At 48.3% G+C, this 23,751-nt stretch carries 21 protein-coding genes and 1 other annotated feature; of the genes, 18 read left to right on the forward strand and 3 right to left on the reverse strand.

From position 1 onward, the window contains the following. Positions 1 to 15: 15 nt before the first annotated feature. The 5 genes from nadD to C1I60_RS11555 are packed head-to-tail and all read left to right on the forward strand — an operon-like array spanning position 16 to position 3,212. Positions 16 to 606 carry a nicotinate-nucleotide adenylyltransferase gene (gene nadD / locus C1I60_RS11535; RefSeq protein ID WP_137061839.1) on the forward strand — a complete coding sequence of 197 codons (591 nt, stop codon included), beginning with the start codon at positions 16 to 18 and terminating at the stop codon, positions 604 to 606. Continuing rightward, entirely contained in the window at positions 590 to 1,186 is a 597-nt protein-coding gene (yqeK, locus tag C1I60_RS11540; RefSeq protein ID WP_137061840.1) for a bis(5'-nucleosyl)-tetraphosphatase (symmetrical) YqeK, read from the forward strand. Before nadD ends, yqeK begins: the two co-directional genes overlap by 17 nt. Then, positions 1,183 to 1,530, forward strand: a complete 348-nt coding sequence (gene rsfS / locus C1I60_RS11545; RefSeq protein ID WP_025682016.1) for a ribosome silencing factor — start codon at positions 1,183 to 1,185, stop codon at positions 1,528 to 1,530. Before yqeK ends, rsfS begins: the two co-directional genes overlap by 4 nt. Then, positions 1,527 to 2,435, forward strand: a complete 909-nt coding sequence (locus C1I60_RS11550) for a CvfB family protein (protein WP_014282544.1) — start codon at positions 1,527 to 1,529, stop codon at positions 2,433 to 2,435. The genes rsfS and C1I60_RS11550 overlap by 4 nt, the downstream gene beginning before the upstream one ends. Positions 2,436 to 2,438: 3 nt before the next feature. Then, a complete protein-coding gene (locus tag C1I60_RS11555; RefSeq protein WP_137061841.1) occupies positions 2,439 to 3,212 on the forward strand; it encodes a class I SAM-dependent DNA methyltransferase in 774 nt (257 codons plus the stop codon). Between the two features lie 85 nt (positions 3,213 to 3,297). On the opposite strand, the gene C1I60_RS11560 is transcribed toward C1I60_RS11555, so the two are convergent. Further along, positions 3,298 to 3,684, reverse strand: coding sequence for a tautomerase family protein (locus C1I60_RS11560; protein ID WP_137061842.1), 387 nt, complete (start codon positions 3,682 to 3,684; stop codon positions 3,298 to 3,300). A gap of 172 nt (positions 3,685 to 3,856) precedes the next feature. Continuing rightward, positions 3,857 to 4,114 (forward strand) — a binding site (T-box leader). A 61-nt stretch (positions 4,115 to 4,175) separates the two neighbouring features. On the opposite strand from C1I60_RS11560, the gene leuS reads away from it, so the two are divergent. Next, a complete protein-coding gene (leuS, locus tag C1I60_RS11565; protein ID WP_137061843.1) occupies positions 4,176 to 6,614 on the forward strand; it encodes a leucine--tRNA ligase in 2,439 nt (812 codons plus the stop codon). Here the strand turns inward: leuS and comER are convergent. Continuing rightward, positions 6,595 to 7,440 (reverse strand): late competence protein ComER, encoded by an 846-nt coding sequence (gene comER / locus C1I60_RS11570; RefSeq protein WP_137061844.1) that lies wholly within the window; start codon positions 7,438 to 7,440, stop codon positions 6,595 to 6,597. The genes leuS and comER overlap by 20 nt on opposite strands. A gap of 281 nt (positions 7,441 to 7,721) precedes the next feature. On the opposite strand from comER, the gene C1I60_RS11575 reads away from it, so the two are divergent. From C1I60_RS11575 to holA, 7 genes are all read left to right on the forward strand, one after another. After that, a complete protein-coding gene (locus tag C1I60_RS11575) occupies positions 7,722 to 8,351 on the forward strand; it encodes a ComEA family DNA-binding protein (protein WP_137061845.1) in 630 nt (209 codons plus the stop codon). An 85-nt stretch (positions 8,352 to 8,436) separates the two neighbouring features. Further along, the gene (locus C1I60_RS11580; RefSeq protein WP_137061846.1) at positions 8,437 to 8,955 is read left to right on the forward strand and encodes a deoxycytidylate deaminase; all 519 of its coding nucleotides are present in this window, start codon (positions 8,437 to 8,439) and stop codon (positions 8,953 to 8,955) included. A 227-nt stretch (positions 8,956 to 9,182) separates the two neighbouring features. Beyond that, positions 9,183 to 11,801: a ComEC/Rec2 family competence protein gene (locus C1I60_RS11585; protein ID WP_252361710.1), complete on the forward strand. Its 2,619-nt coding sequence runs from the start codon at positions 9,183 to 9,185 to the stop codon at positions 11,799 to 11,801. 234 nt (positions 11,802 to 12,035) lie between these two features. Next, complete coding sequence (locus C1I60_RS11590) at positions 12,036 to 13,025, forward strand: iron-hydroxamate ABC transporter substrate-binding protein (RefSeq protein WP_137061847.1); 990 nt, start codon at positions 12,036 to 12,038, stop codon at positions 13,023 to 13,025. Between the two features lie 231 nt (positions 13,026 to 13,256). Next, positions 13,257 to 13,805: an RNA polymerase sigma factor gene (locus C1I60_RS11595; protein WP_014282534.1), complete on the forward strand. Its 549-nt coding sequence runs from the start codon at positions 13,257 to 13,259 to the stop codon at positions 13,803 to 13,805. Continuing rightward, entirely contained in the window at positions 13,802 to 15,247 is a 1,446-nt protein-coding gene (locus C1I60_RS11600) for an anti-sigma factor (RefSeq protein ID WP_137061848.1), read from the forward strand. Before C1I60_RS11595 ends, C1I60_RS11600 begins: the two co-directional genes overlap by 4 nt. A 214-nt stretch (positions 15,248 to 15,461) precedes the next feature. Further along, entirely contained in the window at positions 15,462 to 16,493 is a 1,032-nt protein-coding gene (holA, locus tag C1I60_RS11605) for a DNA polymerase III subunit delta (protein WP_137061849.1), read from the forward strand. Between the two features lie 134 nt (positions 16,494 to 16,627). On the opposite strand, the gene rpsT is transcribed toward holA, so the two are convergent. Then, complete coding sequence (rpsT, locus tag C1I60_RS11610) at positions 16,628 to 16,900, reverse strand: 30S ribosomal protein S20 (RefSeq protein WP_137061850.1); 273 nt, start codon at positions 16,898 to 16,900, stop codon at positions 16,628 to 16,630. 198 nt (positions 16,901 to 17,098) lie between these two features. Between rpsT and gpr the strand changes: the two genes are divergently transcribed. The 5 genes from gpr to hemW all read left to right on the forward strand — a co-directional run bounded on the left by gpr (position 17,099) and on the right by hemW (position 23,728). Continuing rightward, positions 17,099 to 18,100, forward strand: a complete 1,002-nt coding sequence (gene gpr, locus C1I60_RS11615) for a GPR endopeptidase (protein WP_137061851.1) — start codon at positions 17,099 to 17,101, stop codon at positions 18,098 to 18,100. Positions 18,101 to 18,324: 224 nt separating this feature from the next. Continuing rightward, entirely contained in the window at positions 18,325 to 19,596 is a 1,272-nt protein-coding gene (locus C1I60_RS11620; protein ID WP_137061852.1) for a stage II sporulation protein P, read from the forward strand. Positions 19,597 to 19,623: 27 nt separating this feature from the next. Next, on the forward strand, positions 19,624 to 20,133 hold the full coding sequence (locus C1I60_RS11625) for a hypothetical protein (protein ID WP_137061853.1): 510 nt from the start codon (positions 19,624 to 19,626) through the stop codon (positions 20,131 to 20,133). A 71-nt stretch (positions 20,134 to 20,204) separates the two neighbouring features. Continuing rightward, positions 20,205 to 22,019 carry a translation elongation factor 4 gene (gene lepA / locus C1I60_RS11630; protein ID WP_137061854.1) on the forward strand — a complete coding sequence of 605 codons (1,815 nt, stop codon included), beginning with the start codon at positions 20,205 to 20,207 and terminating at the stop codon, positions 22,017 to 22,019. 521 nt (positions 22,020 to 22,540) lie between these two features. Then, the gene (gene hemW, locus C1I60_RS11635; protein WP_137061855.1) at positions 22,541 to 23,728 is read left to right on the forward strand and encodes a radical SAM family heme chaperone HemW; all 1,188 of its coding nucleotides are present in this window, start codon (positions 22,541 to 22,543) and stop codon (positions 23,726 to 23,728) included. Positions 23,729 to 23,751: the final 23 nt, after the last annotated feature.

The raw sequence follows: 23,751 nt of genomic DNA on the forward strand, positions 1-23,751 counted from the left end.
AGCGGGGAGAAAACTATGAAAATCGGTATTATGGGCGGTACATTTGACCCGATTCATATTGGACATCTGCTGGCTGGAGAAGCGGCAAGGGATGCCTATGCGCTGGACCATGTATGGTTCATGCCTTCCCATATCCCTCCGCACAAGCATCAGGCGGGGGCGAGCGGCACGGAGCGGCTGGAGATGACGAGTGAAGCGGTGGCGGGCCATCCTGCTTTTGAAGTGTTGGATATTGAAGTGCTTCGCGGCGGGGTATCTTATACTATTGACACGATCAAAAAGCTTCAGGAACTGCATCCTGCTGTTGATTTTTATTTTATCATTGGCGCGGATATGGTGAATTACTTACCTCATTGGCAGGGGATTGAGGAGCTGGCGCAGCGGATTTGTTTTATCGGTGTCCGGCGTCCCGGTTTCCAGCTTTCGCTGAATGAACTGCCGCATTATTTGCATAACAAGGTGCTGCTGGCGGATATGCCGGTGGTGGATATTTCCTCGACGGATATTCGGGAACGTGTTGCGGAAGGGCGCACCATTCGCTATCTTGTGCCTGATCGTGTGCATGATTACATTACAAGGGGCGGTTTGTATGAAGTACAGCCGTGAGCAATTGATGGAGGCCGTATCTGGTCAAATGCCTGAAAAACGCTGGAAGCACACACTAGGTGTCATGCATACCTCCGTGAAGCTTGCCAAGCGGTATGGCGCGGACCCGGATAAGGCCGAATTAGCGGCTATTTTGCATGATGTAGCGAAATATTGGCCCGTTCAGCAGATGGAGGAAGTGATTCGCAGTCATCCCGAATGTGACCAAGAGCTGTTGCAGCATGACAAGCAACTGTGGCATTCTGAGGTAGGATATTGCGTTGCAGCGAGAGACTACGGGGTGGAAGACTCTGAAATACGGAATGCCATTCGCTGGCATACCTCAGGACGTGTAGGCATGAGTTTGCTAGACAAAGTCGTGTGTCTCGCTGATTATATCGAGCCGGGAAGAGATTTCCCTGGGGTAGATCATATCCGCAAACAGGCGAAAAAAAGTTTGGAGCAGGGTCTTGTCGCTGGATTTGATTCCACGATTTCACTGCTGCTGGAGAAGCAAAAGGTTATTTTTCCGTTGACGGTACTGTCGCGAAATGATCTGATCCAACAACTTAAACAAAGAAAATCGGAGGTTCATGAATGACCATAACTAATGAGAAATTAATGCAAATTACGGTTGAGGCCGCTGAAGATAAGAAGGCCATGAATATTGTAGCCCTTGACTTGCGGGGCGTATCCCTTGTCGCGGATTATTTTGTAATCTGCCACGGTAATTCGGATACTCAGGTACAGGCGATTGTGACGGAAATTCGCAAACGCGCTCATGATGAAGGTACAACAATCAAAGGGATCGAAGGAATGGATTCGGGTCGCTGGGTTCTGATGGACTTGGGAGATGTCGTAGTGCATGTCTTCCATCGCGACGAGCGTGAATATTATAACATTGAAAGACTTTGGTCGGACGCTAAGGTTGTGGAGAAGGTATGAATCTGATTGCTGGTACTTATGTCACGATTATGGTAGATCGTGAGGTATCCCCTTTCGGTTATTTTCTCACAGTCGGAGATCAGGATGTGTTGCTTCATTATACCGAGCTGACACGTGAGATCGAGGTTGGAGAACGGCTGGAAGTATTTATTTTTCACGATACAGAGGACCGTTTGGCCGCTACTATGAAAAAGCCGTTCCTCTCGCTGGGTGAACTGGCCAAGCTTCAGGTGGCGGATGTGCATCCGCGTCTGGGTTGTTTTTTGGAAATGGGATTGGGGCGTCAATTGCTGCTGCCGATTCGTGAGTTGCCTGAGAACCGGGATTTGCACCCTCAGGTGGGTGACTACGTCTATGCTATTATGGAGCATGATAAGCAGGGCAGGTTGCGGGCTAAGCTGGCGGGTGAGCAGGAACTGGCTCCATTGTCCTTCCATGCACCTGATTCATGGCTCAATACGTGGGTGCAGGCGACGGTGTACAAGCCGCTCCAGATGGGTACGTTTGTCCTGGTGGACGGTGGCGTGCTTGGTTTTGGCGCGATTGGCATGATTCATTCCTCGGAACGCAACCGGATGCTTCGTTTGGGTGAAGAGGTGAAGGTACGGGTCACGCTGGTTCGTGAAGACGGTCGGGTGAATCTGGCGATGTCGCCGCGCAAGGAAGTGGGCCGTGATGAGGATGCGGATCGACTCATTGCCTTTCTGAAAGAGCGCCCGGGTGGCGGTATGCCATATTCCGACGCAACGCCGCCGGATATTATTAAGCAACGGTTCGGTATCAGTAAATCCGCCTTCAAGCGTGCGATGGGCAAGCTGATGAAGGAAGGACTGGTTACACAAAAGGAAAATTGGACCTACTTGGTGGAGAAAATGCCTGAACCGAAGGACGGGAATGGGGAATAAAAAATGGCTTCTTACCGGAAGTTTGCCTATGTGTATGATGAGCTGATGCAGGACATGCCGTACCCGGACTGGCTGCGTTTTGCTCGGCAGGCCTGGGATCAGCATGGTATGCCGCATACGGTGGCAGAGCTGGGCTGTGGGACGGGCTCCATTACGATTCCACTGGTCAACTCGGGCTTCGAGGTGGCTGGCATCGATTTGTCTTCAGATATGCTGGCGGTAGCCCGTCGCAAAATGGAAACAACTACGCAAGGCCAGCGTTTGTTCCGTGAGGGGAGCATTCGCTGGATAGAGCAGGATATGCGGGAATGGAATTTACCGGAGCCTGTGGATTCTGTCATTTCTTTTTGCGATTGTCTGAATTATTTGCTGGAGGAAGAGGACATTGCTGCTACTTTTCGCAGAACGTATGCCGGTCTTAAGCCTGGCGGAACCTTTCTGTTCGATGTACATCATCCCCAGACGTTTGTGCGTTATGATGAAGAGCAGCCCTTTGTACTGGATGAGCGCTCCATTTCATATATCTGGACTTGTGCGTTGGATGCTCCACGCTCTGAAATTGAGCATCATCTCAGCATTTTTGCGAGAGCAGAAAATGAAGGGCGCGATGTATACCAGCGGTTCGAGGAAATTCATGTGCAACGTGCCTATGACCCGGACTGGATGAAGACGGAACTGTCCAAAGCCGGTTTTCGCGATGTGAAGGTATATGCGGACTTTGAATGGGTGGAAGCAGTAGATGATGCAGCAAGACTATTTTATGTTGCTGTAAAATAATGAAGCTTTATCAGGCTAATATAGGAAAAAGAAAGACGCTTTTCATGATGACATGAAAGGCGTCTTTTTGCATAAGAGATTCAAATTATATATTTACTTTATAGTTCAGTTGAAGTTCATCACCGGGTACACCCCGAATGCCCCAATTCTGTTTCGGTGTCTCGAATATAGTAATTTCAAGATCGTGCGGAGCAATGCCTAAATCGTTAATTTTTTGGAATAGCAGCTGGATGAGGTGCTTTTTAGCCTCTGTTGTTCTGCCTTCAAACACACTAATTTCAATAATGGTGTATGCCTCCGAGCGATCGTGGGCAAATACGAAGTCTTCCTGATTCATAGGGAAAAAACGATGAAACCTTTTGTCGGGGGGATATTGGAACGCATCCACCACAGCGGAATGAATCACATCTGAAAGTTGCTCCTTGATCGGATTCAGGGCTTCTTTTATTCCGTAAATTTTAATTTGTGCCATGTCTCAGCTCACCTTTCTCAACTCATCTCATCTCAATCTGGCTCGGAGCTAATTATAAAACATTTGCCTCCGTGTGTCATGTAGCAAACGAATGATGGTGTTTAGCACCAAATGTAGTCCTTATTTGACTTTTTTCGCGGTTTTCAATATAATAGTGCCATTATTAACGGTTAAACAATCGCTGATGAGGAATAGTAGTTTTGTCTGGACATGTAGAGAGCCGGCGGATGGTGCAAGCCGGTTGACAGTGCAAAGTGAACTCGCCTCGGAGATATGCGCCCAACGCAGGAATGCCCTATACAGGTGCTTGTACCCTGTTATTAACCCGCATCGGATCACCTCCGTTATCAGGTGCAAAGGGAGTAGAAGGCGAAGAACGCTTTCTGCTAACTAGGGTGGTACCACGGGAATATAACCTCTCGTCCCTAGCGCTGACACGCTACGGGATGCAGAGGTTTTTTTGTTGCATACCGTTTGAGGAGGAATTGATAATGACAGACACACAGCCGAAGCACGGCTATCAACCGCAAAGTATTGAACCAAAATGGCAGAAATATTGGGATGAGAACAAAACGTTCCGTACCGGGGAAGAGCCGGGTAAGCCGAAGTTTTATGCTTTGGATATGTTCCCGTACCCGTCAGGAGCTGGTCTGCATGTAGGCCACCCGGAAGGCTACACGGCAACGGATATTGTTTCACGCTATAAAAGAATGCGCGGCTACAACGTACTGCATCCGATGGGTTGGGACGCCTTCGGTCTGCCTGCCGAGCAGCATGCGCTGGATACGGGAGAGCATCCACGTGAAATTACGGTGAAAAATGTGAATAACTTCCGCCGTCAAATCAAATCGCTTGGCTTTTCATACGACTGGGATCGTGAAATCAGCACAACAGACCCCGATTATTACAAATGGACACAGTGGATTTTCATCCAGCTGTACAAGCGCGGTCTTGCTTATGTAGCTGAAGTGCCTGTGAACTGGTGTCCTGCATTGGGAACGGTGCTGGCCAATGAAGAAGTTATTGACGGCAAGAGTGAGCGTGGCGGTCATCCGGTTATCCGCAAACCAATGCGTCAATGGATGCTGAAAATTACGGAATATGCGGATCGTCTGCTGGACGATTTGGAGGAGCTGGATTGGTCCGAAAGCATTAAGGATATGCAGCGGAACTGGATTGGCAAGTCTACCGGGGCAGAGGTTCATTTTCCAATTGAAGGCCATGACAAGCAATTGACGGTATTTACAACCCGCCCGGATACGCTGTTCGGCGCAAGCTACTGTGTGCTGGCTCCTGAGCAGGAATTGGTGGATGTTATCACTACACCTGAGCAAAAGGCTGCCGTAAATCAATACCGTGAACAAGCTGCCCGTAAAAGCGATCTGGAGCGCACGGATTTGGCAAAGGATAAAACGGGTGTCTTCACAGGCGCTTATGCAGTGAATCCAGTGAACGGTGAAAAGCTGCCGATCTGGATCGCCGACTATGTGCTGGCTGGCTACGGAACAGGCGCGATCATGGCTGTACCAGGTCACGACACACGTGACTGGGAATTTGCGAAGCAATTCGGGCTGAATATCATTGAGGTTGTCCAAGGTGGAGACGTGGCTAAAGAGCCATACACCGAGGATGGTCCGCACGTCAATTCAGGTCCGCTGAATGGACTTACGAATGAGGAAGCCATTCCGAAGATGATTGAATGGTTGGAAGCCGAGGGTAAGGGGCAAGGAAAAGTGACGTACCGCTTGCGCGACTGGCTGTTCAGCCGTCAACGCTATTGGGGCGAGCCGATTCCGGTGATTCATCTGGAAGATGGAACGATCAAAACAGTTCCCGAGGATCAGTTGCCGCTCGTACTGCCGGAAATGGATAACATCAAGCCTTCAGGCACAGGGGAGTCCCCGTTGGCGAATGCGACGGATTGGGTAGAAACTATTGATCCCGAGACGGGCTTGAAAGCACGACGCGAGACAAACACCATGCCACAATGGGCGGGAAGCTGCTGGTATTACCTGCGCTATATTGATCCGCACAATGATAAAGAGCCTGTATCCAAGGAGAAGCAGCGTGAATGGTTGCCTGTGGATCTGTACATCGGTGGTGCGGAACATGCGGTTCTTCACTTGCTGTATGCCCGTTTCTGGCACAAGGTGCTGTATGATATCGGCGTTGTAGAAACAAAAGAGCCTTTCTACAAACTGGTCAACCAGGGTATGATTCTAGGCAACAATAATGAAAAAATGAGTAAATCACGCGGTAATGTCATCAACCCTGACGATATTGTGAATACATTTGGCGCTGATACGTTGCGTATTTATGAGATGTTTATGGGGCCACTGGAGGCGACTAAGCCATGGAGCGAAAACGGGGTTGAGGGAGCGCATCGTTTTCTGTCCCGTGTATGGCGTCTGTTCGTTTCCGAGGATGGTAGCCTGAACGATAAAATTACAAATGAAGGCGGCAGTGATGAGCTCAATCGGACCTGGCATAAAACGCTTAAAAAAGTAACCGAGGATCTGGATGCGCTGCGCTTCAATACGGCGATCAGCCAACTGATGATTTTCACCAACGATGCATACAAAGCAGACCGTCTGCCGCGTGCAGCAATGGAAAACTTCGTGCAGATGCTGTCGCCGCTTGCACCGCATTTGGCCGAGGAACTGTGGCAGTTGCTGGGACACAACGAAAGCATTACTTACGCGGCTTGGCCTGCTTATGATGAAGCATGGACGGTGGATGCCGAAGTGGAAATTGTGGTGCAGGTGAACGGTAAAATCGTGCAGCGTGCGACGATAGCCAAGGACCTTGACACCAAAGCGATGGAGGCGTTCGCTCTATCGCTGGACAACGTTCAGCAGGCGCTTGCCGGTAAATCGGTCCGCAAGGTGATTGCAGTACCGGGCAAACTGGTCAATATTGTTGCGGGTTAATCGGCTTTAAGCCAAAGGAGGCATCTATCTTTTTCATGTCCTCCTCGTACTTGTTGTGCGTGGCCTGTATCAGCTCTGGAAAGACGCTGTGCAGGCTGATGTCCAGCAGTGCGAGGGCTTCAGCGGTAATACCTCCGGGAACTGCTACCCTCGCCTGCAACTCGGCTGGTGTCATTCCGCCCTCTGTAAGCAGCTTACCTGTGCCAATAATCATTTCACCAGCAAGGGCACATAGCTCCGTACGGTCTATACCCGTGGCCTGAACCGCAGCATGAATCCACTGATCCATAAAAAAGGCCAGGAAAGCAGGGCCACAGCTGGAAAAATCCGACGTAATACGCGTATGGGATTCCTTAACCCGAATCGGCCTGCTAATGTGGGACATTAGCTCTTCCAGAAGGGAGCGATCCTCCTCTGTAATCCGGCTGCCATGGATGCATAGTGAGGCTCCGCTGCCTACCTGGTGGGTAATGCTAGGAATAATTTTGGACACTTTGGCTTTCAGTGAATGCTCCAAGATGCGTATCTGTACCGGACTTGTAATAGAAACGACGATTTGCTCTTCTGTAATGGCGTTGCGTATTTCATCCGTTACGGCTTTTGATTCCAGCGGCTTCACGCAGATAAACAGGATATCGCTATCCGCTGCCGTCTCACGGTTGCTTTGGGCTGCATTCAATCCTGGATAACGACGGGCCAGCTCGGCTACCTTGGAATACGTTCGATTGCTTGCTGATATTTGCTGTGGTTTAAGTGCGTTGGAATGAATAAAAGATTCAATCAGCAGACTTCCCATGCTGCCAGTCCCGATAAATCCAACTTTCATCGTTCAACGTCCTCCTTTCATACTTTGCGGTATAGACGCTGTCATTCTTCTTAGTGTATGCACCCGGTCTTGGCCGACATGACGAATTTTATGTCTGAGCATGTTAGATTGTGCCCTAGGTCGTACCTCTCTTTGGAAAATGGCTCACAGCGAGACCGTATGGAGGTTGTTTACATCCTCCGGTTAACGGGAATAGGACAGGCTTGCTCTGTTCGATTGAGACGCTGTATTGAGTGGCTCACTTTCCCTAAAATCTATGTGGAGAAGGGGACAAAATGGAAATGAACCGCGTATGGACTGGAACGGCAATAGTGCTTTCCCTAATCGGCAGTGGGCTTATTCTGTTTGCTGGTGGGCAGCGTCCAGAGCCAGAAGAAGAGTGGCAGGTGCTTAATCGTAAGGTGGAGCAGGCTCTAGCGGTAGAGCCGGAGCAAAATGAGTCGCAGATCAATAGCGGCCAGACTCAAGGAAAGCGTGCTGTAACCGAAGCCTCAGGCAAAGCTGAACGTAGCTCGGACGGGAAAGGAACTGGCCATGTGAAGCGTGATGCTATACAGGATTCTGCTGGTGCATCAGTCGATAGGAGCGAAAGCTCCAGTACGATAAAGCAGTCTGAGGTGATGGATTCTAGTCCCGTTTCTGGCGTTGAAAGCTCGAATGCTACGACGAACAGGTCGAATACAGCAGGCGATTCGGTTGCTTCATCCGCTTCCGGTGAAAAAAAGGTGAATATTAATACGGCGACTGCTGCCGAGTTAATGGAACTGCCAGGGGTTGGGGCTAAAAAGGCCGAAGCGATCCTAAACTATCGTAATCAGCACGGGCCGTTCAGACGTGTGAGCGATTTGGATCATGTGAAGGGCATTGGCGCGAAAATGTTAGCGAAAATGAAGCCTTATGTCAGCTTATAATTACATAAGTGGACGATGTGCAGGCTATCAGAATAGCTAAGCGGATATATTTACGTTGTAACTTGTTTTTACGGGAGAGATGGATATGAGTGCAGATGTACGCAAGGACTGGGACACCTATTTTATGGATATCGCTTATATGGTATCCACCCGTTCGCGCTGCTCGCGACGTCATGTTGGAGCCGTACTTGTACAAGGCAAAAAGCTTTTGGGCACAGCCTATAATGGTGCACCATCCGGGGTACCCGACTGCTCTGAGGCAGGCTGTATGATTTCGGAGGAATACGAGGTCGTCCATCGCGAGGGGCGGGAGGAAATGATTAAGAAGCAGCGCTGTATCCGCACGATTCATGCGGAGCAGAACTTGCTGCTGTTCACCGACCGCATTGATCGTGAGGGGTCCTCAGTATATGTGACCGACCAGCCGTGCTGGACGTGTGCCAACATGCTGGCGAACAGCGGCATTGTGGAGATCGTATACCACCGACCTTACCCAAAGGATGCCGACAAGGTTCGTGGCATGATGGAGCAAAAAGGGATTGCCTTCCGTATGCTGGATAACTATCATCCACCGAAAGAAACGCTGATGGATGTTATGAATTAAAATGTATGAATTAAGACTTGATGAATTTAAGAGTAACCGAGGAAGAACCTCTGACGAATGCTATTTTGTCAGGGGTTCTTTTTTGTTTTGCGGTATGGACACAGAGCAATATTCTGCTATCGGGAGGTGGTTGTATTCAAGCCAAACTTGTTTTAAGCAGACCTATCTTGACCCTTACTGTATGCTGGATTACGGGAAGTGCAGGAGCTTGTTTGTATTCCGGACGTATGCTTCTGTTGCTCTGGGCGGGTGTCACGTTGATCTTTCCTCTTATGGCTCTACTGATGAAGATTCCCGTCCGGCATGTGGTGTTATTATGGCTTGCCTTGAGCGGAGGTGGATTCCATTGGGCTTGGCATGATACCCATAATGTGAGCCACATTCCCGATGCCCTTCATGTATCGGTTTCCAAGCTGGAAGATATGCCTGTTCAAGCTTCAGGATTTATCGCTTCCGAGGTGCAGGTAGACGGTGACCGGGCACAGTTTGAGATGAGGGTTACTGCAATAAGCAATATGGGAAGTGATTCTCAAAGTGACACTTTTCAGGGCGGGGTTGGAAAGAGCGAAGCTATTTCTGAACAGGTTATCGTACACATCAAGCTGGCTGTCGAGCAGGAACAGCAACTGGCGGCAGGATGGCATCGTGGAGATGTAATTCAACTGCGTGGCAGCTTAAAGGCTCCTGCAAAAGCGGGGAACTTTGGCGGCTTTGATTACAATGAATACCTGCATACACAGGAGATTCACTGGCTTTTCAAAGGGAATGGGGCCGCTTCGCTACAGAAGCAGCAAGCTTCGCAGTGGAACCGTTACACCTTGTTCAGGTGGAATGATCAGCTTAGGGAGCAATTAGGCCAACGGATGGAATCAGCATTTGGTTCTCTTCATCACGCAGGATACATGAAAGGACTTGTACTAGGAGTTACGGATGAGCTGGACCCGGCAACGTATAACGAATTTACGCAGCTTGGATTAACGCATATTTTAGCGATATCCGGTATGCATGTGGCGGTATATGCAGCTACGCTACTGTATTTACTCAAGCTATTGCGAGTGAGTCGCGAGACGTCTCTTACGGTCGTGATGGTGCTTATTCCGGCTTATGTATTGCTCACAGGTGCTTCTCCCTCTGTTGTGAGGGCTGGAATTATGGCTATGATCGGCCTGTTTGCAGCCAGACGGGGAATGCTCAAGGACGGACTTAGCATTTTAAGTGTGTCTGCGTTATTGATGCTGCTTTGGAATCCTTATTACCTACTTAGTGTCAGTTTTCAGCTTTCTTTTCTGGTAACAGCCGGGCTGCTCATTTATATGCCGCTGATGAAGCCGTTTTTCGCCAAATGGCCTCTTCTGATTGGCGGCGAAATTGCGATTACGATCACAGCACAGCTTGTTTCGTTTCCGATGACAGTCTTCTACTTTAATCAGTTTTCGCTGCTATCGTTTGCGGCTAATTTTGTGCTTGTTCCACTCATTACGTATGTCGTGCTTCCACTGGGTACGGTGGCGATGGGAATCGCCTTTCTATGGGAGGACGGGGGACGTATCCTTGCGTGGCCAGCAGAACAACTGAACGAGCTGACCTTTTGGCTTGTAAAATGGATGAACATGGATGACGCTTATGTGAGTATTTGGCCATCTTCCTCTATTCTGTGGGTCATAGCATATTATGCTGCTTTGTACAGTATTCTGTACTGGCTCAAAACATGGATGATATCTCGAAGGCGAACAGAAGAATTTGCAAGTTTGTGCACATCCGTTCCCATGCCATCACCCATACATACAGGATTAGCGGCATCTGCGGAGTGGGCAGCTATATTGAAGACGGAGCGTGAGCCTGAAGGAGCAGGCAAATTTGCACGTAGACAGTGGAATGGTTATAGTCATTTGGCGCTTGCTTTAAGCGGTATTGCCTGGCTTGGCATTCTGTGTATAGGTTATATAACTCCAGGTGATGGGAATACCGGCATGGTTCAATATCTGGATGTGGGCCAAGGCGACAGCATTTTGATTACAACGCCGAATGGTAAACACATTTTGGTGGATGGTGGGGGCACGATGGATTTTACAACAGGAAAAAATGCTTGGCGTAAGCGAAAAGACCCCTACGAGGTAGGTGAGGATACGATTGTACCCTTGTTGAAGCAGCGCGGTGTACATCGGCTGGATGCTGTCATTTTAACGCATGGAGATCATGACCACGCCGGGGGATTGCAGGCCGTGCTGGACCAGATTCCGGTATCGTCCTTGGTTTTTAACGGCACCCTGACAGACAAGGCACCTTTCCGCAAGCTGTTCAATACGGCAGTAAACAAGCAGGTCAAGCTGTACGGTGCGTATTATGGTATGGAGTGGAGACCGGATCAGGGTACGAAAATCAGCTTTATTCATCCACTTCCGTTACAGGAGGACGAAACCGGTTTGCCCGTTATGAAGGAGCAAAATCATTATTCCGTTGCAATGATTTTGGAGATGGAGGGGGCTTCCTTTTTGTTCACAGGAGATATGGATGATGCAGCAGAATCGTTGTTGCTCTTGGAGTTAGCTCATTCTCCTTCCCATACCGAAGCAAAAGAGGAAACGGTAGCTGTAAGGCGAGTGGTAGACGTCATGAAAATAGCACATCACGGTAGCAAGCATTCCACCTCGGAAGAATGGTTATCCTACTGGCGACCGAAGGTATCCGTCATTTCAGTCGGAGCGAGCAACACGTATGGGCATCCAAATGAAGCGGTATTGGGTCGTTTATCGGCAGTTGATTCTGCTATATATCGGACAGATACGATGGGAGAGGTGCAAATCCGTGCGCACCAAGGCAGATTGAGTGTGCGGCACAAAAAATGAGGAGTTTGAAAAATTCTCAAATACAAGCAAGCAGGCACTGTGGCAGCCTGCTCGCAACTTGAGCACTTTGGATCAGTAAGCTTGAGAGCGATCCAGGAAAAATACTAAAGATATGCTCACTCTAAGGAGTGGGCTTTTTGATTTTAACCCAACCTGCATGGACATAACCTATTGAGCTTTGATAGAATCTAATAAGTATTGAAAATGAGAATCATTATTAATGGGAGGACAATTGTGAACAATTTAAAATTCCGAATTTCGGCTTGCCTGTTGGTTATTTCATTAATGCTGGTACTGAGCGCATGCGCTACGAATGGAGGAGGAATGGCAACGGATAATGGGACAACGGCTGATTCCAAAACTGCGTCTACTGGTGATGCAGCTGCCACACGTACATATGAAAGCGATAAAGGTACAGTCACTATTCCTGAACATCCACAGCGTGTCGTTGTAGCGGTCGATGACTATGTAGGCGATGTTCTTGCACTTGGGATTACACCTGTAGGGGCTCCAGACACTGTATTTGATGCTCCATACTATAAAAAATACTTAAATGGTGTTGAAAATATCGGTAATAGCTCCGCACTGTCCCTTGAAAAGGTGACCACCCTGAATCCGGATCTGATCATTACCTATGATGAGAAAGCTTATGAAAATCTGAAAAAAATAGCTCCTACTGTATTTATTCCATATGGTACATATAATTATAAGGACCGCTTGATGGAATTGGGCAAAGTGTTGAACAAGGAGCAGGAAGCGAAGAAATGCCTGGCTGATTTTGCGTCCAGGATTGCTGAGAAGAAACGGGCTTTGTCTGATGTTATTGAATCAGATAAAAAAATTGCTATTTTTGAGATAACGGGCAAAGAATTATATCTCTATGGCAAGTCCTACGGACGGGGAGGAGCCGTACTTTACGATGAGTTGGGGCTTCATGCCCCGGCGAAGGTAGAAAAGGCGGCGTTCGAACAGGGCTGGGCCAGTATTTCGATGGAGGCTTTACCGGAGATGCTGGGCGATGCCGATTACCTGATGCTGGGGATTAGGGGAGATGGAGTAAATCAGGGGAAAGATATTGAATCTAAAAGTGTGTGGAAAAACCTTCCTGCTGTTAAAGCAGGGAAAGTATATCAGTATTCGATTGACGACTTTTATTTTCAGGACCCGATTGCCCTGAATTACCAGTTAGAACTCATATCGGATTTCCTGATTTCCAAGAAGTAACAATATGCAGGTTCAATTCGACAGATTCCAGCAGATTTATGGGAGTAAGGGCTAAGGGAAGATGACGACCTTCCCTTTTTCTGTTATTCTAAGGGAGGCTATAATGGGGAATATGGGCTTTTTGGTAACATTTTTTACACTATAAAAAATAAAATTATCGTCAGACGTCTATCCTGCAACAATTTGCTAAGGGGAAACGTCTGTAATATTGCAGGGAGAGGGGGATCCTTTGTGGTAGAGCAGGGACTCATTCGAGCCGCTCAATCGGGCGATCGCGACGCTCTCATTACCCTATTAAGAGAGATAGAACAGCATGTGTATCGTACGGCGTATTACATTTTAAACAATGAACAGGACGCCATGGATGCTTCACAAGAAGCTCTCATACGGATTTATTCCAAAATTAACTCTTATGAGGAAAAGGCGCAGTTCAAAACCTGGGTTCAACGTATTGTAACGAACATATGTATCGATAAATTCAGGAGGACGAAGCCCTCGGTTTCCATTGACGAGCACGACATGATATTCAACGATCCCCAAAATGTGGAGGCCGAGGTCCTGACATCTTACTTGGCACAGGATGTTCGTGAGGCTATACAGCAGCTTCCAGAGCACCACCGGACGGTGATCGTATTGAGATATCTACAGGATTTCTCTTATAACGAGATTGCCGACTCTCTGGATTTGCCGCTTAATACGGTCAAGTCATACTTGTATCGTGCAAGACAGCAATTGCAAGGGCTACTTCAGGAATATCAGAAAGGTGGTGTATCAGGATGAAGTGTGGGGAAGAGGTGATGGATTGGATGCAGCGTTATGTGGATCATGAGCTGGGCGAAGAAGAGACGTCCCAATTAATGAACCATATTGCGACTTGCCCGGACTGTGCGGAAAAATTTCATATTCTTCAGACGCTCTCCCGCGAGCTGGAGGAATTGCCTGCGGTTTCCCCGGCGTTCAGCCTGGTGGATTCCATCATGCCTCAGCTAGATGCCATTGACCGCGCACGTGAGGAGCAGGGAAGCGCGCTTCAGGAGATGCAGCCTGTAGCTGCCGATCCTGGACCGGGGCCAAGACAGCGCACCCAGCCTATTCCTTGGTGGAACCGGATGAGCGGGCGGGCCGCGATGGGCGTTGCTGCCGCTGCTGTCGTACTGGGCATTGTGATATTCAATTTTGAACCGAAAACGGTGCAGGATGCGGATGGCTTGCTTAATTCCCAATCGCCTGGAGTGATGAGTCAGCAGGAACAGACAGAAGTTCCAAGTACGGTGAATGGAAGCGGAGGCAGCGATGCAGCTATTGGCTCCGATTCGACCAAGCAGCCGTTAGAGCAGGATCAGGGAGCGAACGTAACCCAGCCATTCACAGGGGAGCAATCTGATCCGAGCAAACTGGATGTGAACAGTGCGGATGCTGAAAAGAACCCTTCCAAACAGAATGCTGCACAAAATGAAGATCCACGGACGGGTGAACAAGATTCAACGAAGCATACGCCAGCAGGGCATCCTTCCCATCAGGATCGACAGACGACAAAAGAAAAATCTGCCGGGCAAGATTCTGCTGCGGATGCTCCTAAGTCCGATGACAAACAGTTAAAGCAGGGAAAATCCGAGCAACAAACGACTGCCCCTGAACAGCAAGGAGAACCAAAAGTAGAAAAAGCACCTATAGCGGGTACGGACACTACTGAAGACAGTAATGACAACAGCACGGCTACTAATGATTCGTCATCGTCTGCCAATCAGGATATGATGATGCAGAATCGGATTGTTTCAAATGATACGTCGAAAGACACGACCTCCAAAGGGGTTACCAAGGATTTGGGGACTACGACGGGGGATATGGGCAGCAATACAGCTTCTAATGATCAACAGCCCTCCGTGTCGCAAAACCCGGTACGCAATGAAGGACTTTCATCGAATTTGATGATCTCTCCGGACAGCAGTAATCCTTCCACCTTTAGCGCCCAAGCGACATCTACAGATCAGCTTAATTCACCTGATGGCAGCTATGCGGTGGTTATTGAGGGCAAAAAGCTGAAAGTATATAAGCTTTCTGAAAATGGTGTAGACCGGACAACGCTGGAAGTACGTACCCTGAAGGGCGCATGGGTCAAAGGAAGCTGGTCAGAAGACAGCCAAACCTTCATATATGAGACGGAGCAGGATGGTACAGCAAGTAAATATACGTATACCGTTCCGCGTAGTTCCGGCAAATAATTGCTATGAAGATGGCACATTTTTAAAAGCAAAGAATAGATTGTATGAACCGACGTCGTATCCCGACGGCCGAAAGTTTCTAGAGCTTTCTGCTTCCGTGTTGATATAGATGGTGGTGAAGGGATCTTGCCTATTGGCAGGGTCCTTTCGTTTGTATAATGACTTGCCTTCCGACCAGATGTCGGGTACGATCAATGAATGGGGGGTACGGTGAATGGATGCAAAAACAGCCGCTAAGGCTATTCGCAAAGGCGATATTTCGCCAGTGTATTTGCTTTACGGCAGCGAAAAATATCAAATGAAGCAGTTTGTCGATATGCTTAAGGAAAAAGTGGTGGAAGAGGAGCATCGTGACTTTGCCATTATTCCCTACGATCTGACCGAGACGCCGATTGAGGTAGTCGTGGAGGAAGCCGAGACTGCGCCTTTTTTGGTGCCAAAAAAGCTGATTATTGTACGGGACACCAGTGTATTTTCGGCAGGCAAGGATGGCGGTAAGATGGAGCACCGCATTGAAGCGTTGCTGACTTATATGGATAATCCGGCTGACTATAGCATTATCATTTTTACGGTTCAGGCTGAAAAGCTGGATGAACGGAAAAAGATTGTTAAAAGGCTGAAAAGTGACGCCTCGGTTATTGCCTTCACTCCGTTGGGTGGAGATGATCTGGTGGCATGGATTCATAAGCGTGCAGCGGAAAGAGAAGTCCAATTGGCGGCGGGAGCTGCTGAAAGTCTCATTCAATATACGGGGACCGGGCTGCAATCACTGGCTGCCGAGATAGACAAGCTGTGCCTGTATGCGGGAGCGCAGGGTACCATCTCTACTGCAGATATTGAATCGCTTGTGCCTCGTAGTACGGAACAAAATGTGTTTGCGATGGTCGAGGATTTGGCTAATTTGCGGCTGGATCAGGCGCTTAGTATTTTTTATGAGTTGCTTAAGCAAAAAGAGGAACCGATCAAGATTGCAGCTTTGGTCACACGACAGTTCCGTATTATGTTGCAGGTCAAGGAACTGATGGGTCAAAGCTATTCCCAGCAGCAAATTGCAAGTCAGCTTAGTTTGCATCCATATGGGGTGAAAGTTGCCGGTGAGCAGGCTCGGAGATTCCGTCCTGAGCAGCTGCGACAGCTTCTCTACGACTTAGGCGAGCTGGATTACCGTATGAAAACCGGGATTGTTGACAAGGTGCTGGGGCTGGAGATGTTTTTGCTGAAAATGGGCGCGGGGGCTTCGGTCTAATCCAGCCCGTTTGCCGAGCGTTTTAATGAAAGGTTAACTAGTGTAACGTAGAGTTCAAGCGTGGTGAACTAAAAAATCCTGATCAGCCTTGGCTGGTCAGGATTTTTTCATTAACGTATAAAAGTAGCTCTTGCTTACGCTTGAGCTGTAAGAGCGTTAAGTTTTTTCGCCAAGCGGGATTTCTTGCGAGCAGCTGCATTTTTGTGGATCAGACCTTTAGTTACAGCCTTGTCCAGCTTTTGGGAAGCTACTTTGAAAGCAGCAGCAGCATTTTCAGCTTCGTTATTCACCAACGCTGTATCGGCAGCTTTTACTGCTGTACGAAGCGCGGATTTTTGAGAAGCGTTCAACGCACGGCGTTTATCGCTTGTTTTAACGCGTTTGATAGCGGATTTGATGTTTGGCATTACATTCACCTCCTGTAAAGGCATTACTTATGAACACAAACGTTTCACAACTTAAAATATTTTAGCACGCCACACCTCAAATTGCAATAAGAAAACATTCCGGGCTTGGGTAGAATACAGGATGAAAATGGATGTGCATAAACCTGCTGGGTGTCTCGCACACTATAACCTGAGATGGTATAAAAGGAGGCGTAAATGATGGATTTGGATTTGCAGAAGTATGCGGTACGTACGGATTTGGCGCTGGAGGCAAGAGAACTGGCGGAACGGGATCAGCCAATGCCGCTGGCGGGCATCAACGAGGACGTGGAGGAAGATAACGGTATTAAAATCACGCGTCTGGATGTGCTGAATGAAGAGGGTGCTAACCGTATTGGACGGGTTCAGGGGCATTACGTCACGCTGGAAGTGCCCGGCTTACGTGAAGGTGATACCGGGCTCCAGCAACGGGTAGCCATTGCATTTGCGAAGGAGATGGAGCAATTTATACAAAAAATAGGGATCTCCAGTAAGGCACGCGTACTTGTGGTAGGTCTGGGCAACTGGAATGTCACTCCCGATTCACTAGGTCCGCTTGTCGTTGAAAATTTGATGGTGACTCGTCAATTTTTTGAACTGACGCCTGATCAAGTCAATCCTGGTTATCGGGATGTGAGTGCGATTGCACCGGGAGTTCTTGGCCTAACGGGGATCGAGTCGAGTGAAATTGTTCAGGGTATCGTTGATCGCACGAAGCCAGAACTGATTATTGCCATTGACGCTCTGGCGTCACGTTCATTGGAGCGCGTCAATACGACCATTCAAGTGGCAGATATCGGGATTCATCCGGGCTCAGGTATTGGTAACAAACGGCGCGGCATCACCAAGGATATTATGGGTGTCCCGTGTATTGCCATCGGCGTTCCAACCGTTTGCTACGCTTCGACCATCGTTAATAATGTAATTGAACTGATGAAAACACATTTTGCCAAGGAAAAGGCTTCTACGAAAGCAATACTGGGGATGCTGGATGTTATTTCAGAGCCAGAGAGACTGGGATTGGTGAGAGAGGTACTTCAGCCGCTGGGACATGATCTGATTGTGACCCCCAAGGAGATTGATGAATTTATAGAAGATATTGCAAATATTATTGCCACTGGATTGAACGCCGCCCTGCATGAAGCCGTCGATCCCGGCAATGTCGCCGCTTATACACATTAATGAGGGTTAGTAAAAGCATATTTTAAACACAAAATTCTCTATCTATCAGGTATCCTATCTCTTGCAATAAGGGGTGGGATTTACCTGCGGGTGGAGATTTTTGTGTTCTAGCAATTGTTCTCCGTTCATAGAGTTGAAGTATAAGAGATTTCCGCTGCTGACTGGAACCTATAGGTTCTGAATATGAGGCGGGCTTCGACGGGACGAAGGAGGACAAGACCCACATGAAAAAAATTCAAACCTGGAACGTCGGAAGATGGAGAAGAAAGGGCCTTGAAATTTTGGCTATGGGACATACGCTTGTGCTGCTTATTATGGGCTCGGCGCTTTTATTTGTTGTATTGGGGCTTGGAGGCCTGGCGGAAAATCGTTTGCAAACGTCTCCGGTGTCTTCGATGAAAGGATTTGCAGGTTCGGTTTCCAGTGGTTTTTTTGCGGACATGCTCGGCATGGAAGTACCTCATTTGGCACAGAAGAAGCAACAATCTTCGTTGTCGGGTGAGCAATGGTCTCCTTTTATTTTCCAAATGCTTACAGGTTTTAATCCACAGGACCCCAAAAGTCTCATTGCTCGTGAAATTCCTGGTATGTCTGCGGGTACGCCTGTCTTGCTGCGCAAGGGCTCAGGGAACAACAAGGTGGAGGCACCTACGGATTATCAACCCGATCAGGGAACAACGGATGCTCCCGGCGGCCCTGATGCTGCTGCAGACCCACCGAACAATAGTTCTACAACGCCAAATCTTCCGACAACGCCAGAAACGGACCCTGCGCAAGAGGATGATCCGAGTGATACAGCAGTCAAAGGTGCCAAGCGTATATTAATCTACCATTCTCACCCGAGAGAGGCATATAACCCTTTGCTCAGTAAAACCACCTCCAATCCCAATTCTGGCTCAAAATCAGCCAATGTGTCGAGAGTAGGAGATTTTGTAAAAAAGAGATTGGAGAAACAAGGGATAGCTACTTTGCATGTGAACAAGGACTATGCCAAAACCGTTCAAAATTACAATTGGAATTATTCCTATAAATATTCGCGTGAAACAGTCAAGGAAGCGTTGGCTGGAAATAAAAGCCTAACCTATCTGCTTGATATCCACAGAGATTCTCAACGTCACGGCAAAACAACAGCAACGATAAACGGACTTTCATATGCCAAGGTGTATTTTATTATCGGCCATGACAACAAAAACTGGCGCAAAAATGAAGCTTTCGCCGCTCGTATTCATGAGAAGCTGGAAAAGTCGTATCACGGCGTTTCCCGTGGGGTATGGGGGAAGGATGGTGGTAAAGGCAACAACGGTGAGTACAATCAGAGCTTGTCCTCTCATAGTATTTTGATCGAAATTGGTGGGGTTGATAATACAGAGGAAGAATTGGAACGTACCTCTGACGTTCTGGCAGATATGATTGGAGAGGTGTACTGGGAGGATCAGAAAGCCCAGAAAGCGGGTACTAACGTATCCGATACGAAAAAGAGCAACGGTGGCAATTAATTGAGGCGGCGGAAAGGAGGAAATGCAATGTCCGGACATTTTCGTAAAAAAGCGCTTGGATTTGTACTTCTGATGGGGGCGGGAGTTCTGCTCGGCATGCAGTTGGCAGGCTCTGGCTTACGCTCTGTATATGGACCAGAGTGGGCTGGGGACCCGGTTCAAAGCGGGGTTCAGCAGAAAGTCGGATATGAGCAGACGCTTATTGAAGACACACCGGCAGCGGATGTTCGTACTTATACCCGTGCGTATAACGGAAATGGCAACGTCGTAATGGAGTCGGGAACAGGAGCCGTTGCGAGCGAAGCTGATGCAAAAGAACGAAGTAAGGCCCAAACTACTGGCGAGACCCCTCAATGGTATTCAACTGCACAGGGTGCCAATTCACAGGGCCTGGAGACACCGCGTGAACTGTTGGCGGTCAAGGCAGAGCAAGCCTCGGTGGATACCATGGCAGACAAAACGGCCGGACTGCTGCAAAACCTGTCGAGACAGGGTATTCGCTGGGTTGTGTCTGTTTTTGACGGAGTGACGGAATAGAAATATTGCTGACCCCCCATACAACTGCTATAATAAGCTGATTGACACTAGGCATTGTGTGGGGGTAAGGCATGACTGACATTTTGGCAAGACAACGTAAAATTCGGAACTTTAGTATCATTGCACATATAGACCACGGTAAATCCACGCTGGCTGACCGGATTTTGGAATACACCGGTGCACTCACATCCCGTGAAATGCAGGAGCAAGTGCTTGATCAGATGGATCTGGAACGGGAGCGCGGGATTACAATCAAGCTCCAGGCAGTGCGACTCACTTATAAGGCCGATGACGGCGAAGAGTACATTTTGAATTTGATTGATACACCTGGACACGTCGATTTTACGTATGAGGTTTCCCGCAGTTTGGCGGCCTGCGAAGGTGCTCTGCTGGTTGTAGATGCTGCACAGGGCATTGAAGCGCAGACATTGGCTAACGTATATTTGGCGTTGGACAACAATTTGGAGATTCTGCCGGTGCTCAACAAAATTGATTTGCCAAGTGCTGATCCTGAACGTGTGAAGCAGGAAATCGAGGATGTTATCGGCCTGGATACGAGCGAGACTGTGCACGCATCGGCCAAAGCTGGAATCGGTATCAAGGAAATTTTGGAACAGGTGGTTAGAAGCGTCCCGGCTCCGCAAGGAAATCCGAACAATCCGCTGAAGGCGCTTATTTTCGATTCGCATTATGATCCATATAAAGGCGTTATCGTATATGTCCGTGTCGTAGATGGCAGCATCAAGGCAGGTTCCAAAATTAAAATGATGGCGACCGATAAAACGTTTGAGGTTATCGAGGTAGGAGCCTTTATGCCACGTATGAGCATCGTGGACGAACTGAACATCGGTGATGTCGGTTTTATCGTTGCTGGTATCAAGCATGTGGGTGATACACGTGTCGGGGATACGGTGACGGATGCCAAAAATCCAACACCAGAACCGATGCCAGGCTATCGGAAAATTAATCCGATGGTATATTGCGGGCTATATCCGATTGAAACATCTGAGTACAACGATCTACGTGAAGCGCTCGAAAAGCTGCAACTGAATGATGCTTCGCTCAGCTTTGAGCCGGAAACATCAAGCGCATTGGGCTTTGGGTTCCGTTGCGGGTTCCTTGGTCTGCTTCATATGGACGTTATTCAGGAACGGATTGAACGCGAATTTAACATCCCGCTGATTACAACGGCGCCAAGCGTTATTTACCGTATTAAGCTGACGAATGGTGAAACGATCCAGATCGATAACCCTTCGAATTACCCGGAAATCGGACGAATTGAGCATGTGGAAGAGCCATACGTGAAGGCAGGCATTATCGTGCCTAATGATTACGTAGGTACGGTTATGGAGCTTTGCCAGACCAAGCGCGGCGAGTATGTGAATATGGAATATCTGGATACGACACGGGTAACGATTACGTACCAGATTCCGCTGTCCGAAATCGTGTACGATTTCTTTGACCAGCTTAAATCCAGCACCAAAGGCTACGCCTCCTTCGACTACGAGATTTCAGGCTATCGCCAGTCTAATCTGGTAAAAATGGATATTCTGTTGAACGGCGAACAGGTCGATGCGTTGTCGTTCATCGTTCACAGAGATCGCGCTTACCATCGCGGACGTATCATTTGCGAGAAGCTGCGTGAGCTGATCCCACGCCAAATGTTTGAGGTGCCAATACAGGCATCTGTCGGAACAAAGGTTGTAGCGCGTGAAACCGTTAAGGCTATGCGTAAAAACGTCTTGGCTAAATGCTACGGCGGCGATATTTCCCGTAAAAGGAAGCTGCTTGAAAAGCAAAAAGAAGGCAAGAAGCGCATGAAGCAGGTCGGTAACGTAGAAGTACCACAGGAAGCATTTATGGCGGTACTGAAAATAGATGAGTAAAGCTGCTTGACACAAGCAGCACCGTATTCAATTTGGTACATCACAGAACGTGAGTATGAATTGAATACGAATAAGTAACAACAGTATGACCCCGTAGTAATTTAGGTACACATTCTGTGATGTACCTAAATTACTGCGGTCCGCTTGTTCCCAAGCGGTATTCGTCCATTCTTTCATGTGGCCATTTGCCGTTCATGAAAGAATGGACGTTCTTTATTTGAGCAAGCTATCCAGAGACGGAGGGTCCGATCAAGTCCCTAAAAAAATGGCTGACTGACGGCGGCGGGCAGCAGCGTAGTGGATGGAATCGTTCTGAAGAAGCAAAGCATTTGCCTGAAAGCTTTCGAAAGGAAAGCTTTCATCGAAAGCGTAATCTACACCCGGATTTTAACCTTTAAGGTTTATTTACAATGAAAAAATCCGGAGTAACAGCGATCAGAAGAATGATCCATACACGGAGCGACCTTCCATCTCAACCGCCCTTTTTTCACCTCACCTCAACATTGACAAGGAGGATCGGTATGACCGCATCCATACACAAACATGAATATTCATCCGCGCCTCAAGCGGTTTATCTGCATATACCATTTTGCACGAATAAGTGCTTTTACTGTGATTTCAACTCTTACGTGCTTAAGGATCAGCCTGTTATGGAATACCTGTATGCACTGGAACGGGAAATGGAGCATACAGTTCGCCTTCACCCGCCAGATGAGATTAAAACCATTTTTGTCGGGGGCGGAACACCAACAACGCTGAATCCGAAGGAAATGGAATATTTCCTGAAAAGCGTTCGTACCTACTTCCCGAACTGGTCGGATGATATTGAGTTTTCCATGGAGGCCAATCCGGGCACAACTGATTTTGAAAAACTCACAGTAATGAAAGAAGGTGGCGTGAACCGACTCAGCTTCGGCGTACAGGCTTTTCAAAATGAATTGCTTACGGGCATTGGTCGTATTCATAATACAGATGACGTTTATCGTAGTCTGGAAAATGCACGTAAGGTCGGATTGGACAATCTGTCGATTGACCTGATGTTCGGTTTACCGAATCAGACTGTAGAAATGCTGCATGAAAGCGTCAGCCGGGCACTGGAGCTGGGGCTTCCTCATTACTCCATCTATAGCTTGAAGGTTGAAGAGAACACCTTATTCCACACGCTGTACCAGAAAAATCAGCTTCCACTTCCACATGAGGACGACGAGCTGGAGATGTATTTGCTCCTGATGCGTCGCATGAAAGAGGCGGGCTACGAGCAGTACGAGATCAGCAATTTTGCGAAACCAGGTTTGGGAAGCAAACACAATATGACCTACTGGCGTAATGAGGACTATTATGGTCTTGGCGCTGGGGCGCACGGATATGTTGGCAGAGAGCGTCATATGAACATTAAGGGCATTAATCCTTATGTGGAGGCTACCCGTAACGGACTGCCGCGTCTGGATAGCTTTGAGGTTCCGGCGGCCGAAGCGATGGAGGATTTTCTCATGGTCGGCTTGAGAATGCTGGAAGGTGTCTCGAAGTCCCGCTTTGAGGCTCAATTCGGTCAGTCACTTGAGGATACGTTTACGGCCCCACTCGGAAAAATGCTGAATGCGGGATTGATCGAACCGGTCGAGGACGGTTATCGTCTGAGCGAACGTGGTATTTTGTTCGGAAATGATGTATTTGCGGAGTTCATCGGTTCCATTACAGTAAATTCATAAGTCGTAGCTTCAAAACGGTACGT

Origin of the sequence: Paenibacillus terrae, assembly GCF_005217525.1 — a bacterium.
In the GTDB taxonomy this organism is placed as follows: Bacteria; Bacillota; Bacilli; order Paenibacillales; family Paenibacillaceae; genus Paenibacillus; species Paenibacillus terrae_C.